Source organism: Mesorhizobium sp. M1088, from assembly GCF_040318575.1.
GTDB lineage: Bacteria > Pseudomonadota > Alphaproteobacteria > Rhizobiales > Rhizobiaceae > Mesorhizobium.
This window is the reverse complement of the sequence record NZ_JAMYMO010000029.1, coordinates 41084-57500: the sequence shown is the minus strand read 5'-3', so window position 1 is coordinate 57500 and position 16417 is coordinate 41084. Positions and strand designations below refer to the sequence as shown.

Annotated in this window: 11 protein-coding genes (1 of these 11 only partly in view); 2 read left to right on the top strand and 9 right to left on the bottom strand. The window is 63.4% G+C overall.

What is annotated here, in order from left to right; genetic code table 11:
• A protein-coding gene (locus NKH49_RS25295; protein WP_352928397.1) for a M23 family metallopeptidase crosses the window boundary here: on the top strand, positions 1 to 1798 show its 3' portion. 161 nt of this gene lie to the left of the window's left edge; only the last 1798 of its 1959 coding nucleotides appear in the window; its start codon lies off the left edge, out of view; the stop codon is at positions 1796 to 1798.
• A 17-nt stretch (positions 1799 to 1815) separates the two neighbouring features.
• Here NKH49_RS25295 and NKH49_RS25290 read toward each other — a convergent pair whose 3' ends face one another.
• Positions 1816 to 3381, bottom strand: a complete 1566-nt coding sequence (locus NKH49_RS25290) for an MFS transporter (RefSeq protein WP_352928395.1) — start codon at positions 3379 to 3381, stop codon at positions 1816 to 1818.
• A 168-nt stretch (positions 3382 to 3549) separates the two neighbouring features.
• Between NKH49_RS25290 and NKH49_RS25285 the strand changes: the two genes are divergently transcribed.
• Positions 3550 to 4182: a TMEM175 family protein gene (locus NKH49_RS25285; RefSeq protein ID WP_352542488.1), complete on the top strand. Its 633-nt coding sequence runs from the start codon at positions 3550 to 3552 to the stop codon at positions 4180 to 4182.
• A gap of 156 nt (positions 4183 to 4338) precedes the next feature.
• Here NKH49_RS25285 and NKH49_RS25280 read toward each other — a convergent pair whose 3' ends face one another.
• The 8 genes from NKH49_RS25280 to NKH49_RS25245 form a co-directional block, all read right to left on the bottom strand.
• Positions 4339 to 5802, bottom strand: coding sequence for a L,D-transpeptidase family protein (locus NKH49_RS25280; RefSeq protein ID WP_352617194.1), 1464 nt, complete (start codon positions 5800 to 5802; stop codon positions 4339 to 4341).
• Positions 5803 to 6040: 238 nt separating this feature from the next.
• Positions 6041 to 6406 carry an MmcQ/YjbR family DNA-binding protein gene (locus NKH49_RS25275; protein ID WP_352617197.1) on the bottom strand — a complete coding sequence of 122 codons (366 nt, stop codon included), beginning with the start codon at positions 6404 to 6406 and terminating at the stop codon, positions 6041 to 6043.
• 145 nt (positions 6407 to 6551) lie between these two features.
• Entirely contained in the window at positions 6552 to 9158 is a 2607-nt protein-coding gene (gene clpB / locus NKH49_RS25270; protein ID WP_352928392.1) for an ATP-dependent chaperone ClpB, read from the bottom strand.
• Positions 9159 to 9396: 238 nt separating this feature from the next.
• Positions 9397 to 10371 (bottom strand): DUF4167 domain-containing protein, encoded by a 975-nt coding sequence (locus NKH49_RS25265; protein WP_352617200.1) that lies wholly within the window; start codon positions 10369 to 10371, stop codon positions 9397 to 9399.
• Between the two features lie 340 nt (positions 10372 to 10711).
• Positions 10712 to 11581 (bottom strand): peptide chain release factor N(5)-glutamine methyltransferase, encoded by an 870-nt coding sequence (gene prmC / locus NKH49_RS25260; RefSeq protein WP_352471313.1) that lies wholly within the window; start codon positions 11579 to 11581, stop codon positions 10712 to 10714.
• On the bottom strand, positions 11574 to 12653 hold the full coding sequence (gene prfA / locus NKH49_RS25255; RefSeq protein WP_352928390.1) for a peptide chain release factor 1: 1080 nt from the start codon (positions 12651 to 12653) through the stop codon (positions 11574 to 11576). Before prfA ends, prmC begins: the two co-directional genes overlap by 8 nt.
• Positions 12654 to 12661: 8 nt before the next feature.
• Positions 12662 to 14932 (bottom strand): phosphoenolpyruvate--protein phosphotransferase, encoded by a 2271-nt coding sequence (gene ptsP / locus NKH49_RS25250; protein WP_352471315.1) that lies wholly within the window; start codon positions 14930 to 14932, stop codon positions 12662 to 12664.
• A gap of 181 nt (positions 14933 to 15113) precedes the next feature.
• Positions 15114 to 16367, bottom strand: a complete 1254-nt coding sequence (locus NKH49_RS25245; protein ID WP_352471486.1) for an aspartate kinase — start codon at positions 16365 to 16367, stop codon at positions 15114 to 15116.
• Between the last annotated feature and the right edge of the window lie 50 nt (positions 16368 to 16417).

Genomic DNA, 16417 nt, shown 5'->3' with positions numbered 1-16417 from the left:
GTTTGCAGCGCTTGACGGCCGCCAGCAGTTGGCGACGCCACCCGAGATCGCCGAACTGATCAGCCTTGCCAGTGGCGACGATTCCGGTGAGATCGCCAAGACGACACGGCTGGTCGCGCCGCGCCAGATCGCCAAGGCCAAGGATCGCCGGCGCATGGAAGTGTCGATGGTGACCAAGGTTGGCGACCGCGACGTCATCCACACCATGCCTTTCGTGCAGATCAAGATGGCGCTTGCCGCCGGTCACACGACCAGCCGGGCCTATCCGCCTTTCGACCCGATGCAGGTGTTTGGCAATGGCGACGACAATGCCGGCCAGCCGGCAGCCGCCGCCGCCAGTCAGATCTATGGCGCCAAGGTCGAAAGCGAGATGAGCTTGAAGACCGTCGATTTCCCGATCGAGACGGCGGCCTTCGACGAAAAGAGCGACCTTTCTGCCGACGAGGTGGAAAAGGTCGTGCGCGAGGCCGGCACCGATCTGAGCGACGGCGCTGTCCAGGTCGCTTCGCTGCATTATGTCGACCCACAGCGATTCGGTGACGGCTTCGCCGAAAGCATGGCCGGCTCCTATGACGTCAAGATCGTCCCGGAAAACGTCTCGGTGTCGCCGCGTGCCGCCATCGACGACCAGGCGCCGGCTTTCGCCGAGGAAATCATCCCCTTCACCAAGGATCTCGACATTGCCGAGGCCTTCGCTGATTCGGGCTATAGCGGCGAGGATGCCACCGGAATGGCCGAGGCGATCGCCAAATTGCTGAATGCGACGGCCCTCAAGGCAGGAACCGTGCTGCGCGTTGGGCTTGAGGTCAATGGCGACGCCGCCAAGATCGTTCGCACCAGCGTGTACGACAGGACCCAGCACATCGTCACCATCGCACTCGACGACCACGACCAGTACGTGCCGGCGCAGGAGCCGGAGCCAAATCCCGAATTGCTGACGGCGTTCGACGATTCGCCTGCGCCCGTAGTGCGCGGCAATCTGCCGAACGTCTATGACGGCATCTACCGCACCGCCTATTCCTACGGCATGTCCAAGGCGATGACGCAACGACTGATCAAGTTGCTGGCATCCAGTGTCGACTTTCAGTCGCGCCTCAATCCCACGGACCGCATCGAGGTGCTGTTCTCGCAGCCCGATGGCGACGACCAGGCGTCTGACGAATCCGAGCTGCTTTACGTCTCCGCGACTTTCGGCGGCACGACGCGAAATTTCTACCGTTTCCAGATGCAGGACGGCAGCACCGACTACTTCGACGAAAATGGTAGCAGCGCCGAGCAGTTTTTGCTGCGCAATCCGTTGCCCAATGGCCGATTTACGTCAGGGTTCGGTGCCAGGCGCCACCCCATTTTGGGGTATGTGAAAATGCATACCGGCACCGACTGGGCAGCTCCCGTGGGATCGCCGATTATTGCCGCGGGCAATGGCGTCGTCGAAAAAGCCGGCTGGGCCGGTGGCTATGGCAAGCAGATCATCTTGCGTCACGCCAATGGCTACGAGACGTCCTACAATCACCAGAGCGCCTTTGCCAAAGGCATCGAGCCGGGTGTTCGCGTTCGCCAGGGTCAGGTTATCGGCTATCTCGGCTCAACCGGCCTCTCCACCGGTCCGCATCTTCATTACGAACTGATCGTCAACGGCACAAAGGTCGATTCGATGCGCGTCCGCCTACCGGTCGGCAAGACGCTCAAGGGCGACGACCTTGTCGCCTTCAGGCGCGAGCGCGAACGCATCGACGACCTGCTCAAGCAGGAAGACAGCAATCAGTTGAAGGTCGCGAGCGCCAAGATCGAAGGCTGAGCCGACGTTTTTCGTCGTCAGCCCTGCTGATTCGCCGTGTCGCGCGCCCATGGCAGCCGCTCGCCGGAAACCGTCGTCCACGCGGTGATTGCCGAAAACAGGCAAAGCAGCGCGGTCACCGCGGCAACGGCGGCGAATGCCGCGTCGCTGGCGGCAAGTCGTGCCGCATCGAGGCCGGGCGCCAGGCCGGCTGGCGGCGGTTCGCCGAAGCCCGGAATGCCGGAGCCGGCAGCGGTGCCGAGCACGCCAGCATAGACCCAGGCCGCCAGCGATCCCATCGCCGCCACGGCAATCAGGCCGCCGATGCGCGAGACGGCGTTGTTGATGCCCGAGGCCGCACCCGTATCCTTGTCCTCGCCCGCCCGGATGACGGCGGGGGAAAGCCGCGATACCACAAGCGCCCTGCCCGGCCCCCACAATGCCATCAGCCGGAATACCCCGATCCAGAAATTGTGGATGCCCCAATAGGCCAGCAAGGCAAGTCCGGCAAAGGCAAGAGCCACAACCAGACTGCCGCTGGCGATCGGAAAGCGAGGCCCGATGCGGTCGGACCACTGGCCGACCGGTCCGGACAACACTGCGATCAATGCCGAAAGCGGCAGGAAGATGAAACCGACCTCGGCCGCGCTCAGCCCCCATCCGGCAATCATGAGCATCGGCAGATAGAAAAGATTGGCCGACAGCGCGAAATAAAGGAAGAAGGTCGCCACATTGGCGCCCGCGAACGCGCCGATCCGAAACAACGACAGATCGATCATCGGCTCGCGCCGCCGGCGCTCGAAGACGATGAACACGACGAGCAAAACCGCACCGGCGGCAATACTCGGGCCGGACATCAGCCCCTCCCCGTCGCCACTGATCGAGGTCAGACCATAAGCGAGAGCTCCGAACGCCAATATGGCGAGTGCAGCGCCGCCGAGATCGAGGCTGCGCTTTTCCACCGGCGCGTCGGCAGGGACCTTGGCCAGCAGAAGATAGACCGAGATAAGGCCGAGCGGCAGATTGATGGCGAAGATCGCCCGCCAGATGCCGTCGCCGAACGCCGACAGCACGAAGCCGCCCAGCACCGGGCCGAGCGCCGTCGTCAGTGCTGATGCTGCGGCCCAGATGCCGATCGCCCGGCCGCGTTCCTTTTTCGGATAGGCTTTGGCGATAATGGCCAGGCTGCCCGGCACCATGATGGCCGCTCCGACACCCTGGATAGCCCGAAACGCAATAAGCACCGCCGGGTTAGGCGCCAGCGCGCAGGCAAGCGAGGCGGCAATGAACAGGACGATGCCGGCGACGAAGGAGTGGCGCAGGCCGAAGCGATCGCCGGCGGCGCCGCCGACGAGAATGAGGGCTGAGAGTGTCAATGCGTAGGCATTGGAAATCCATTGTGCCTCGGCGAGGCTGGCGCCGAGGTCGACGCGGATCGCCGGCGTCGCAATGGCCAGGACCGACCCGTCGATGAAGCCGAGCGCAGAAGCCAGGATCGCGGCGATCAGCACGAACCGCCGCTGCGCCTGCGGACAGAACGTATCGGCGGGAAGTGAGCCGGTCAGGGGAACGGCGCCGGTACCGACTTTGGTTGGCGTGTGCATGCCGCCTTACCTAGATCGCCGGCGCGCCGGCGACAACCGGCCAGCAGACTGTTCTCGTTGAAACCAGGTCCAACCTGGCCACACAGGCAGGATCACGCCGCTCAGGGTGCAAACGGCAAGTGCCGTGCTAAGCTTCTCGCAGCGCTACAGACAAGGGGGAAATACCGCATGAAACGGCCGCTCGAACCCTCGGCGGAAGGACGCGGGCGCGTTGTCGGCATCACCGACGGCGTGTTCGCCATCGCGCTCACCCTGATCGTTCTCGAGATCAGGGTGCCGGCGCATGAAACGGTGCATTCCGAACGCGAGTTGATCACAGCGATCACAGCACTGGCGCCGCGCTTCCTGACCTATGCGCTCAGCTTCCTGACGCTGACCATCTTCTGGTTCGGCCAGCAGGCGCAACACGGGCTGATTGCAAAATCCGACCGGCGGCTTGCCACGCTGAACCTCTGCTTCCTCGGCTTCATCGCCTTGCTGCCGTTCTCGACCGACCTTCTCGCCGACTTCCTCGAATTCAGGACTGCGGTACTCGTCTACTGGTTCAATCTTTTGATGCTCGGACTGACGCTGCTCGCCAGTTGGCGCTACGCGGACAAAAACGGATTTCTGGCCGAAGGTGTCGACGCGGAGACCACCCGAACGGTCTATCTGCGCATCGTCAAGGCACAGATCCTGTGGGCCGTCGGCGCTGCTCTCTGCCTGATCAGCCCGTTGCTCAGCGTCGGCTTCATCCTGGTGGTGCAGCTGATCTATGCCGCAGCGCCGCGCGCGCCACTGCTGCGCAAGGTCATCGGGTGAATGGAGCGACGCCTGTCCGCTTTAGGTGTGTTGAGATTCAGGTCAGGCCGAGCCGAAAATGGTGGCTTCCGAGAACCGGAGCGGAGCGTACTTTTGAGTACGTGAGCACCGGAAGCCGCCGTTTGCAGGCCGGCATCACCTGAATATCAACATGCCCTACTCGACGAACTCCACCGTAACGCCGGGCGTCACGATCTTGGCAAGCTCGCGCGCGTCCCAATTGGTCAGCCGCACGCAGCCATGGCTTTCGGTCTTGCCGATCTTGGACGGATCCGGCGTGCCGTGAATGCCGTAGGTCGGCTTGTCCAGCGCAATCCAGACCGAGCCGACCGGGCCGTTCGGCCCCGGCGGGATGGTCAGGATCCTGTCGTTTTCGCCCTGCTTGAAATTGATGTTCGGGTTGTAGGTGTAGTTCGGGTCCAATGCGACACGCGACACCGCATGCGTGCCGGACGGCGACGGCGTGTCGGACGAGCCGATAGTCGCCGGATAGGCTGCGACCAGCTTGCCCGCCGCATCATAGGCGCGGACCTGCTTATTGGACTTATCGGCGATGATGCGCGCCACCGGCGTCGCCACCAGCCTGCCGAAATTGGCGACCTTGATGATGGTGCCCGGACGATTGAAATTGGCGTCCGGATTGAGCTTGTTCAGATAGGTTTCATCCATATGGAAGCGCTCGGCCAACGCTTCGGGTACCGACGTGTAGCCCATCCGATCGAGCTGGGCCTTTTGGCTGTAGTCCTCCGGTATCGAGGCGACATAGGGACCGGCCGCATCCTCGGGCGTGATCGTATAGGAGGCGAAGGCATCGCCGCCGGATTGCGCCAGGGCCGCCTGGATGCCGATTGCGTCGGTCGATTTCAGATTGCTGCCGGTGATCTCATTATAGGCGGCGAGCGCCTTGTCGACATTCGAGCCGAAGCGTCCGTCGATGACGCCGGGCGATGCACCGGCACGGTCGAGCAGCACCTGCAGTGCCGCCACGTCCTCGCGGGCGCCGAGCGCAAGCGACGGGTCGACCGCCGTCTTGCCGCCAGTGCTTGGCGGCCGGGCTGTATCTGGCGGTAAGGCCGCCTTCGGCCCCGTCGGCTCGACCGGCTCGATCGAGGCCTCGTTGAGCGGCTGGCGCTCGATGGTGCGCGGCTTTGCCTCCGGATAACCATTGCCGTAGCCGTCATCCCGTGGCGCTTCGGGGAAGGCTTCCACCGAATTGTCGCCATTAAGATCGTAGTCGTCGGCCGGCGGCACGATGATCCTGCCCTCGTCTTCCAACTGCCTGCGGCGGTAGCGCGCCATGTCCTGCGGGTCGTCGAGATAATAGCGGTCGTCCTCGACCGGTCCGAGATTGCGCAAGCGCTCGCGGCGCAAGGCACGGCGGTCGAGCCTGGTCTGCGGCGGCTGGATGGCGATAACCTTGCCGGTCTCCGCATCGACGATGACGCGGTTTCCCCTGGCGTCGTAATAGATGTCGAGATTGCCGTTCTGGGCAATCAGAACGCCGCCGCCATTGGCGGCACGAACCACCCGTGGCGCGGTATCCACTATTGGCGAGGCCATCGCATTCGACGCCAGCAGCCCGGCAGCAAGCGCTGAAAGGGTGAAGATGGTGCGCAACATGATGGCCAAATTCTCCGGTCCGTAATTGCCGCCGCCGGCATTGTCTCTTCAAAGCGCCGCACGTCTTTTTCGACGCGCAAAGGACGCTCTAACGCTTTAAATCTCCGCATCGTGCTTTGCGAAAATCAAAACTCGATTTCGGGCCGATGTGGTAGGCGAACCCCTTCGCCAGCAAATCAGTTGCCAACGATAAGGTTCCAATATGAACCGGGCATGAAGATGGCGGATTTCTGACCGATTAACCGGCAGCGAGTCCCAATTCCTTGCGCGCCTGCTTTGTCAGCTTCAGCGCGACAAGACGGTGGCTTTCGCGCAAATAATCCTTCAGCGCCTCATCATCCATGCATTCGCTTGTCCGGCGCTGGATCCATTTCATGCCGCGCGAGGCGAGATACGGCGCCGGCCGAAGGCCCGGCTGTTCCCTCAGCACATCATAGGCGATATCGGAGCATTTGAAGGTGACGAACGGCTCCTTGCCTTCACTCCAGCCGCCGATTGCGAAGACTTTGCCGCCGACTTTCCAGACATGCGCGCCGCCCCACTGCACGACATGGGTCGTCGAAGGCAGCGAGGCGCAGAAACTGTTGTAGTCGTCCAACGTCATCTGCGCCCCACCAGGTGTTAGACCATGAACCGAAGGCCGGCGTAACAAAAGGGTATGCCGGTTTTTCGGAAAGGATCATGGTCGAGATTGAAGATAGGAATTCCATCCCGATTCGATCGGGATGGAACAGGTCCTTGGCTTGAGCTCAGGCGGCCGCCTCGGTTGCCACGACCGCGGGCTTCGAGCGGAAGTTCAAGCGGTCGGAGCCAGCGGTGACCTTGACGGTTGAGCCGTCGAGGATCTCGCCGAGCAGGATCTTTTCCGCCAGGGGGTCCTGCAATTCCTTCTGCATCACCCGCTTCAGCGGCCGCGCGCCATAGGCCGGGTCGTAACCCTTGGCCGCCAGCCAGTCGATCGCCTCCTGATCGAGCGAAAGCGATATCTTGCGGTCAACAAGCAGGTTTTCCAGCCGCTTGAGCTGGATTTGGACGATCTGGCCCATATCCTGGCGGCGCAGCCGGTGGAACAGGATCACCTCGTCGATGCGGTTGAGGAATTCCGGCCGGAACGAAGCCCTGACGACATTCATCACCTCGTCGCGCACGACGTCGACATCCTGGTCCTCGCCGAGATTGACCAGATATTCGCCGCCGAGATTGGACGTCATGATGATCAGCGTGTTGCGGAAGTCGACCGTGCGGCCCTGCCCATCGGTCAGCCGGCCGTCGTCGAGCACCTGCAGCAGCACGTTGAAGACATCAGGATGCGCCTTCTCGATCTCGTCGAACAGCACGACCTGATAGGGCCGGCGCCGCACCGCTTCGGTCAGCGCGCCGCCTTCCTCATAGCCGACATAGCCGGGAGGCGCGCCGATCAGCCGGGCGACCGAGTGCTTCTCCATGAACTCCGACATGTCGATACGCACCATCGCGCTCTCGTCGTCGAACAGGAAGCTGGCCAGCGCCTTCGTCAGTTCGGTCTTGCCGACGCCCGTCGGCCCGAGGAACATGAACGAGCCGAGCGGCCGGTTCGGGTCCTGCAGACCGGCGCGGGCCCGGCGCACCGCTTTCGACACCGCCTGCACCGCCTCGCCCTGGCCGACGACGCGCTTGCCGACCTCGTCTTCCATGCGCAACAGCTTGTCGCGCTCGCCTTCCAGCATCTTGTCGACCGGGATCCCCGTCCAGCGCGAGACGATATGGGCGACGTGATCGGGGCCGACCACTTCTTCGACCATGCCGGCCTTGCCATCCCTGGCTTCGGCCTGCTTCAGCTGCTTTTCGAGTTCCGGGATCTTGCCGTAAGCAAGTTCGCCGGCGCGCTGGAATTCACCTTGGCGCTGGGCGATGGCAAGTTCGTTGCGCGCCTCGTCGAGCTGTTTCTTGAGGTCGGCGGCAAGCCCGAGCTTCTGCTTCTCGGCGTGCCATTTCGAGGTCAGCTCGGTCGATTCCTCCTCGAGGTTCGAGAGTTCCTTCTCGAGCCGCGCGAGCCGGTCCTTCGAGGCATCGTCCTTCTCGACCTTCAGCGCCTCGCGCTCGATCTTGAGCTGCATGATGCGGCGGTCGATCTCGTCCAGCGCCTCGGGCTTCGAATCGACCTGCATGCGGAGCCGCGACGCGGCCTCGTCGACCAGGTCGATCGCCTTGTCCGGCAGGAAGCGGTCAGCGATGTAGCGGTTGGACAGGGTTGCGGCCGCGACCAGTGCCGAATCCGAGATGCGCACCTTGTGGTGCTGCTCGTATTTCTCTTTCAGGCCGCGCAGGATCGAGACAGTGTCTTCGACCGTCGGCTCATTGACGAAGACCGGCTGGAAGCGGCGGGCAAGGGCCGCATCCTTCTCGACATGCTTGCGGTATTCGTCGAGCGTGGTTGCGCCGACACAATGCAGTTCGCCGCGGGCGAGCGCCGGCTTCAGCAGATTCGACGCGTCCATGGCGCCATCCGCCTTGCCGGCACCGACAAGCGTGTGCATCTCGTCGATGAACAGAATGATGCCGCCGGCGGCAGACGTGACTTCGGAAAGCACCGCCTTCAGCCGCTCCTCGAACTCGCCGCGGTATTTGGCGCCGGCGATCAGCGACCCCATGTCGAGCGCCATCAGCTGCTTGTCCTTGAGCGATTCCGGCACATCGCCATTGACGATGCGCAGCGCCAGCCCTTCGGCGATCGCCGTCTTGCCGACGCCGGGTTCGCCGATCAGCACTGGGTTGTTCTTGGTGCGGCGCGACAGCACCTGGATGGTGCGGCGGATTTCGTCGTCGCGGCCAATGACCGGATCGAGCTTGCCCGCGCGGGCGTCCGCCGTCAGGTCGCGCGCGTATTTCTTCAGCGCGTCGTAGCCCTGCTCGGCGCTCGCCGAATCGGCAGTGCGACCTTTGCGTACGTCGTTGATGACCTGGTTCAGCGCCTGCGGCGTGACACCCGCCTTGGACAGGATGTCGGCGGTCTTGGCCGATTTTTCCATGGCCAGCGCCTGCAATAGCCGTTCGACGGTAACGAAGCTGTCACTGGCCTTCTTGGCCAGTTCCTCGGCGGTCGAAAACACCTTTGCCAGCGGCTGCGCAAGATAGAGCTGGCCATTGCCGCCCTCGACCTTGGGCATTGCCTCCAGTGCCGTTTCGACGCCGAGCTTGACGTCACGGACATTGCCGCCGGCGCGCTCGATCAGCGACGCAGCCAGGCCCTCGTCGTCATCGACAAGGACCTTGAGGATATGCTCGGGGGTGAATTGCTGGTGATTGCGGGAAAGCGCCATGGTTTGCGCGGACTGGATAAAGCCGCGCACGCGCTCGGAATATTTTTCAAGATTCATGCCTGTCTCCTTCCCTCACCGGCCCGCTTCGCGGCACCGGATCAGATTGCGGTGACGGACCCGCCCGTTCGAGCCGGATCCTGTTCACGCAAGATATGGGACGCAAACCACGGACCCTCAAGACGCCTCGACACTGGCGAACGCATAATATTCCGAGCGCGCAAAGCAAAAACGGCGGAGATTTCTCTCCGCCGCCTGGGGTAAAGGATGCGCTAAGATCGCCTGAACGTTTCTTCGATCAATTCTCGACGTCTGCGATCACAGCTTGACCGCCGGGGCCTTCAGCCGGCGCTGCATCGACATTGCCAGCGTCGGTATTGCCAGTCTCGGCATTGCTTGTCTCGGCACTGCTTGTCTCGGCACTGCCAGTCTCGGCACTGTCAGGGCCGGCGTTGTCGTTGCCGCCATTTGCCTGTTCGACATCGAGGCGCGGACGGCGCGGACGCCTGGGGCGGCGGGCCGGGCTGTTTTCGGCCGCGGCTTCGTTGAGCTCGGCCTGGGCGGCGAGACCCGCCGGCGAAAGGTTGTCGAATTGCGGTGCGGGCTCGCTCACAAAGACCGGCTCAGCGGCCGGCACGGGCTCCGCCTGCGCCGGCGTCTCGTCGCGCCGTGGCTGTTCGGCGCGCTGGCCACCCTGCTCGCCGCGCGCGCCATACTCGCTGCGCTGGCCGTTCTGGCCGTAACCGCCATTGGGGCGACGGTCGCGGTGGCGTCCGCCATTGTTGTCGCGGCCGTCACGGTTGTCGCGGCCGCCCCGATTGTCGCGGCTGTTTTCCTGGTTCAGAGCCAGCTCGGCCGGCGTGCCATCGATGACCGGCTGCGGGCCGGCACCGTGATTGGCCGCCGAACCCGACGTCTCGTTGGCATTGTTGTTGCCGGCATTGTCGAACTCGTCGCGATCCTCGTCGCCGTCATCGTCGAAATCATCGCGATTCTGCTGCGCGTTCTGGATCGGCATCTGCGCCTGAGCGGCTGCGATGATGCGGTTATAGTGCTCTGCATGCTGGAGATAGTTTTCCGCCATCACCCGGTCGCCGGAGCTTTGCGCGTCACGGGCAAGGGTTGCGTACTTCTCGGCAATCTGCTGAGCCGATCCGCGGATCTTCACGTCCGGGCCGTTGCTCTCGTAGTTGCGCGTCAGGGGATTAGGCCCCTTACGGTTGTTGTTGTTATTGTTGTTGCCGCCGCCGCCATTGTTGTTGCGACCGCGCATGCGCCTGTTTTGCTGTTGTGGCCTCATTAGACTCTCTTCACTTTGAAATTTTCGAAAAACTCTTCACGAACGGAGGCGCTCATGCGGCCAGCCGTTTCGTTCCTTCACCGGCGTTCGCCCGCATCAATTGCGTTGGCGCCACGTGCCATCCTGTTCCGGTTACTTCACTTGCCGGACGATTCCCGCACGAAGCTTGGGCGTCGTTTGCGCAAGAAGGCAGCTATTTCCAAGGAAAACCGAATCGCTAAGAGCACTGCCTGCTTCGTCTCATCCGGTTAAGGCGACCCTAGCCGCATTCCCCGGTATTGCCAAGCGCTTTTTTCGCACTGCATCACGGCTTTCACCGTTCGAACACAAGAACTCTGTCGTTTCCGCCGAGATCACGAAACACCCCGACCGAACGGTACCCGGCCGCGGAGAATATCTCCGTAACCTGTTGGTGCTGCGTATGGCCGATCTCGACCGCAATCCTGCCTTGGACTTCCAAATACGCTGCCGCTCCCGCGGCGATCTTCCTGTAGGGGCTCAGACCGTCCACACCGCCATCGAGGGCCTGGCGTGGATCGAAACCGCGGACCTCGTCCTGCAGATTTCCAATGTCGTCTGAGGGTATATAGGGAGGGTTTGCGACAATTACATGGTACCGGCCAGAAACTTTTTCAAACCAGTCGGATTTGAGCGGCGTGAACCGGCCGGCGAGCCCCAATTCCCCGGCATTACGCATGGCTGTGGCCAGCGCCTCCTGCGAAATGTCAACGCCGGTGGCGGTCGCGGCCGGAACGGCGCTGAGCAGCGCCAGCGCGATGGCACCGGTACCGGTCCCTAGATCGAGGATGCGGCAGCAGCCCTCGCGTGCCGCCACTGCCTTGACGAAGGGCAGTATAGCCTCGACCAGCGTTTCGGTATCCGGCCGCGGCTCCAGCGTTTGCGGCGAAAGCGAAAGGCGCAAGCCGTAGAATTCGCGGTAGCCAAGGATTCGGTGTACCGGCTCGCCGGCGATGCGCCGCCGCAAGGCGGCTTCGATTACCGCCGTCACGTCCGTATCGACAGCGCGCCCGGGATCGGCGATGGCCTGCGTGCGACTGGTGCCGGAAAAATGCTCGACGATCAGCCTGGCATCGAGCGCCGGATCCGCGATCCCGGCTGCGGTGAGCCGGTTTCGCGCTTCCCGCAGCAGCGGCGCCAGCGTGGCGGGCAGGCTGTCAGCCATCGATGCCGATATCGGCGAGCAGCTTCGACTGGTGATCGGCGATCAGCGCGTCGATGATCTCGTCGAGTTCGCCCATCATCACCCGGTCGAGCTTATAGAGCGTCAGGTTGATACGATGATCGGTGACGCGACCCTGCGGAAAATTATAGGTGCGGATGCGTTCCGAGCGGTCGCCCGAGCCGACCTGCGATTTGCGCGATTCGGAACGTTCCTCGTCCGCCTTGCTGCGCTCGAGGTCGTAGAGTCTGGCGCGCAGGATCTGCATGGCCTTCGCCCGGTTCTGGTGCTGCGACTTTTCCGCCTGTACCACCATGATGCCGGTCGGCAGATGAGTGATGCGCACGGCCGAATCGGTGGTGTTGACGTGCTGGCCGCCGGAACCCGAGGCGCGCATCGTGTCGATGCGGATGTCTTCGGCCCTGATGTCGATGTCGACTTCTTCGGCTTCCGGCAGCACCGCGACCGTCGCCGCCGAGGTATGAATGCGTCCGCCCGCCTCGGTCGTCGGCACGCGCTGCACCCTGTGCACGCCGGATTCGAACTTCAGATGGGCAAAGACGCCCTTGCCCGAAACGGTGGCGATGATTTCCTTGTAGCCGCCGACCTCACCCTCGCTGGCCGACACCGTCTCGAAACGCCAGCCATGCGCCGCGGCATAGCGCTCGTACATGCGAAACAGGTCGCCGGCGAAAAGCGCCGCCTCGTCGCCGCCGGTGCCGGCGCGGATCTCGAGGATGGCGTTCTTGTCGTCGGCGGCATCCTTGGGCAACAGCAGGATTTGGATGTCCTTCTGCAGCGCCTCGATGTGATGCTTGACCCCTGGCAGGTCGGCCTCGGCCAAGGCCCGCATCTCGGCGTCGGTGCTCTTGTCGGCGAGCATCGCCTCCAGATCGCCCTGTTCGTGCTCGGCGGCGCGCAGCGCCCTGATCTTTGCCACCATCTCCTGGATGTCGGCATATTCGGAGGCCATCCTGACATAGGCGTCCGGCGCTGGCCCGGCCGACATCTGCGCTTCGAGCATGTCGAAACGCTTGACGACTTGATCCATACGGTCGCGGGGCAGGTTGATCATGGCGAAGTCTATAGCGGTATAGAGCGGTCGTCGGCAAAGGCTTGCAGCAGCGCCCGCATCGGCAGGCCATGCGCCGGCGCCATCAGATTATCGTCGAAGAACGCTTCCAGTTCGCTGAGCGGCAGTTCCGTCAGCATCGCCTTGACCGGGCCGATCGATGCCGGCGACATCGAGATCGAGCGATAGCCAAGGCCGATCAGCGCCATCGCCGAGATCGGCTTGCCGGCCAGTTCGCCGCACAAGGTCACCGGCGTCTGGTTGCGCGCCCCGGCGTCGGCAATTTGCTTCAAAACACGCAGGAACGGCGTCGACAGCGGGTCGAAGCGGTCGGACAATTGGGTATTGCCACGGTCCACCGCCATGACGAACTGGAACAGGTCGTTCGAGCCGACCGAGACGAAATCGACCGCCTTCATCAACTCGTCGAGCTGGAACAGCAGCGACGGCACCTCCAGCATCGCCCCAAGCTTCAGGCTGGTCGGCAAATGATGGGCAAAGCGCGACAAATGCCGCACCTCGCGATCGATGATCTCGCGCGCCTGCGCGATCTCGCCGAGTTCCGTCACCATTGGCAGCATCAGCTTCAGTTCGCGCCCGCCGCACGCCTTGAGCAGCGCGCGGATCTGGGTGCGCAGCAATCCAGGCCGGTCGAGCGTCAGGCGGATAGCGCGCCAGCCGAGCGCCGGATTTTCCTCCTGGATCGAGCCCTTGAAATAGGGCAGCACCTTGTCGCCGCCAATATCGATGGTGCGGAACGTCACCGGCTTGTCGCGCGCCGCCTCGAGCACGTCACGATAGAGCCGCTCCTGGGCTTCGGCGCGCGGAAAGGTCGATGCGACCATGAATTGCAGCTCGGTGCGGAACAGGCCGATGCCGGCCGCACCCGCTTCGGCCAGTTGCGGCAGATCGACCGCCAGCCCGGCATTCATCAGAAGATCGACCTGGACACCGTCCTTGGTCACCGACGGCTTCTTGCGCAGTTCGCGGTAGACCTCCTGCCGCCGCGCCCTGAAGCGCACTTTCTCGGCATAGGCCGCCTCGAGGTCGGGCTGCGGGCGCAGATGGATAGCGCCTTCCTCGCCGTCGACGATGATGGCATCGCCGTTTTCCGCCATGGAAACGGCGCCCTTCATCTGGCCGGCGACAGGTATGCCCATGGCCCGCGCCACGATGACGACATGGCTGGTCGCCGCGCCGTCCTCCAGCACCAGCCCGCGCAGCTTGTCCCTGGGATAATCGAGCAGCTCCGCAGCACCCATCGAGCGGGCGACGATGATGGCGTCCTTGGGCAGCGAGGCCGCGACGTCCTCCGGTCCGCGCCCCATCAGCTGCCGCAGCAGCCGATTGGCGAGATCGTCGAAATCGCTCATCCGTTCGCGCAGATACGGATCGGTCATGTGCAGCATGCGGGCACGCATGTCGCTCTGCACCTTTTCGACCGCCGCTTCGGCCGTCAGGCCGTTGCGGATCGCCTCCTCGAGCCGGCGCACCCAGCCGCGATCGTTGGCGAACATGCGATAGGCTTCGAGCACCTGGCGATGCTCGCCCTCGAAGGCGACGTCGCGGCGCTCCAGCATGTCGTCGATGGAGAGCCTGAGCGAGCCGAGAGAGGCGTCGAGCCGCCTGACCTCTTCCTCGCTGTCCTCGTTGAAAAGATTGGTGACGACGATGCGTGGCTCGTGCAGCACCACATGGCCGAGACCGACGCCTTCGTTGAAGGACAGGCCGGTAAAGCTTACCGGGCGGCGCAGATCGAGCTCGAGGCCGGGCCTTGTCAGCCGCTCCAGGTCGCCGGTGGCGATCATCTCGGCGATCACCATCGCCGTTGTTTCCAGCGCCTCGACCTCGTCGTCGCGATAATGGCGCATGGTCTTGTTCTGCACGACCAGGACGCCGAGTGTCCGCCCTGCCCGCAGCACCGGCACGCCGAGGAAGGAATTATAGATTTCTTCCCCTGTCTCCGGCAGGTAGGCGAAGGCAGGATGCTCCTGTGCATTGGAGAGGTTGAGCGGCCGCGCCGAGGCCGCGATCGTGCCGACCAGGCCTTGGCCCAGCCTGAGCTGCGCCAGGTGGACGGCGTTCGGGTTCAGGCCTTCGGTGGCGTAGAGTTCGAGCACCGAATCGGCGCGCAGCACATAGAGCGAGCAGACCTCGGCAACCATGTTGGAGGCGATGTCGCGCACGATTCGGTCAAGCCGCTCCTGCGGCTCCAGCGGCTCTTGCATGAGCTCGCGGAGCCGTTTCAGCAAAACGCGCGGGCCACTGGCCGAATCACGCATCGCGGCTTCTTCTCCAATAGCGTTTCAACCGGTGCAGGTTGCCCTGCACAGCGGCACAAACGCAACAACTCAATTAGAGCGCCATCGTCCAATTGGACGCATAAAGACCGCTCCAAGATTTTCGATCCGCCGCATCCTGCCTTCCGAAAATCGATTCCGATTTTCGGGCCGATGCAGTCTGCTACTGCTTATCCAGACCGTAGACGGAATGCAAAGTGCGAACTGCTAGTTCCGTATAGGGACCGTCGATCAGGATCGAAATCTTGATTTCGGACGTCGTGATGGCGCGGATGTTGATCGCGCGGTCGGCCAGCGCCTTGAAGGCGGTAGCGGCGACGCCGGCATGGCTGCGCATGCCGATGCCGATGACCGAGACCTTCGACATGCCGGCTTCCGACTGCACCACGTCGTAGCCGATCGTCGCCTTCAGCCGCTCGAGCACGGCGAGCGCCTTGTCGACGTCGCCGGATGGCACGGTGAAGGTCATGTCAGTGAACTTGCCGTCCTCGGAGATATTCTGGACGATCATGTCGACATTGATGTTGGCCTCGGCCAGCGGCCCGAAAATGCCGGCGGCGACGCCCGGCCGATCGCCGACGCGGCGCAACGAAATCTGCGCCTCGTCCTTGGCATAGGCAATTCCGGTGACGACCTGCTGTTCCACGATCTCTTCCTCGTCGCAAATAAGCGTTCCCGGCGGATTGAGCAAATCCCCCATTCCGGGTGCATCGGGATCGTCGAAGGACGACCGCACAAACGTACGCACCCTGTGCACCATGGCAAGCTCGACCGAGCGCACCTGCAGGACCTTGGCGCCGAGCGAGGCCATTTCGAGCATTTCCTCGAAGGAAATCTTGGCCAGCCGCCGCGCCTTCGGCTCGATGCGCGGATCGGTCGTGTAGACCCCGTCGACATCGGTGTAGATATCGCAGCGGTCGGCCTTGACCGCTGCCGCGATGGCGACAGCGCTGGTATCGGAACCGCCGCGGCCGAGCGTTGCGATCCGGTTGTCCGGCCCGATGCCTTGGAAACCGGCGACCACCGCCACCTGGCCTTCGCCGAAGCGCTTGATCAGGAATCCGCCGTCGATATCGAGAATGCGCGCCGCGCCATGCGCGTTGTCGGTCTTGATCGGAATCTGCCAGCCTTGCCAGGAGCGGGCATGCACGCCAATATTCTGCAGCGCGATCGCCAGCAAGCCGGCAGTGACCTGCTCGCCGGACGCGACCACGGCGTCATATTCACGCGCATCGTGCATCGGCGAGGCCTCGCGCGTCCATTGCACGAGCTCGTTGGTCTTGCCGGACATCGCCGAGACCACGACGGCGACCTCATGGCCGGCGTCGACCTCGCGTTTGACATGACGCGCCACATTGCGGATGCGGGCGATGTCGGCGACGGAGGTTCCGCCGAATTTCATCACGATGCGCGCCATAGAAGCGAAATGCCTTTGACTGGATGCCGGACCGAAGGCCGAAAAGCGGA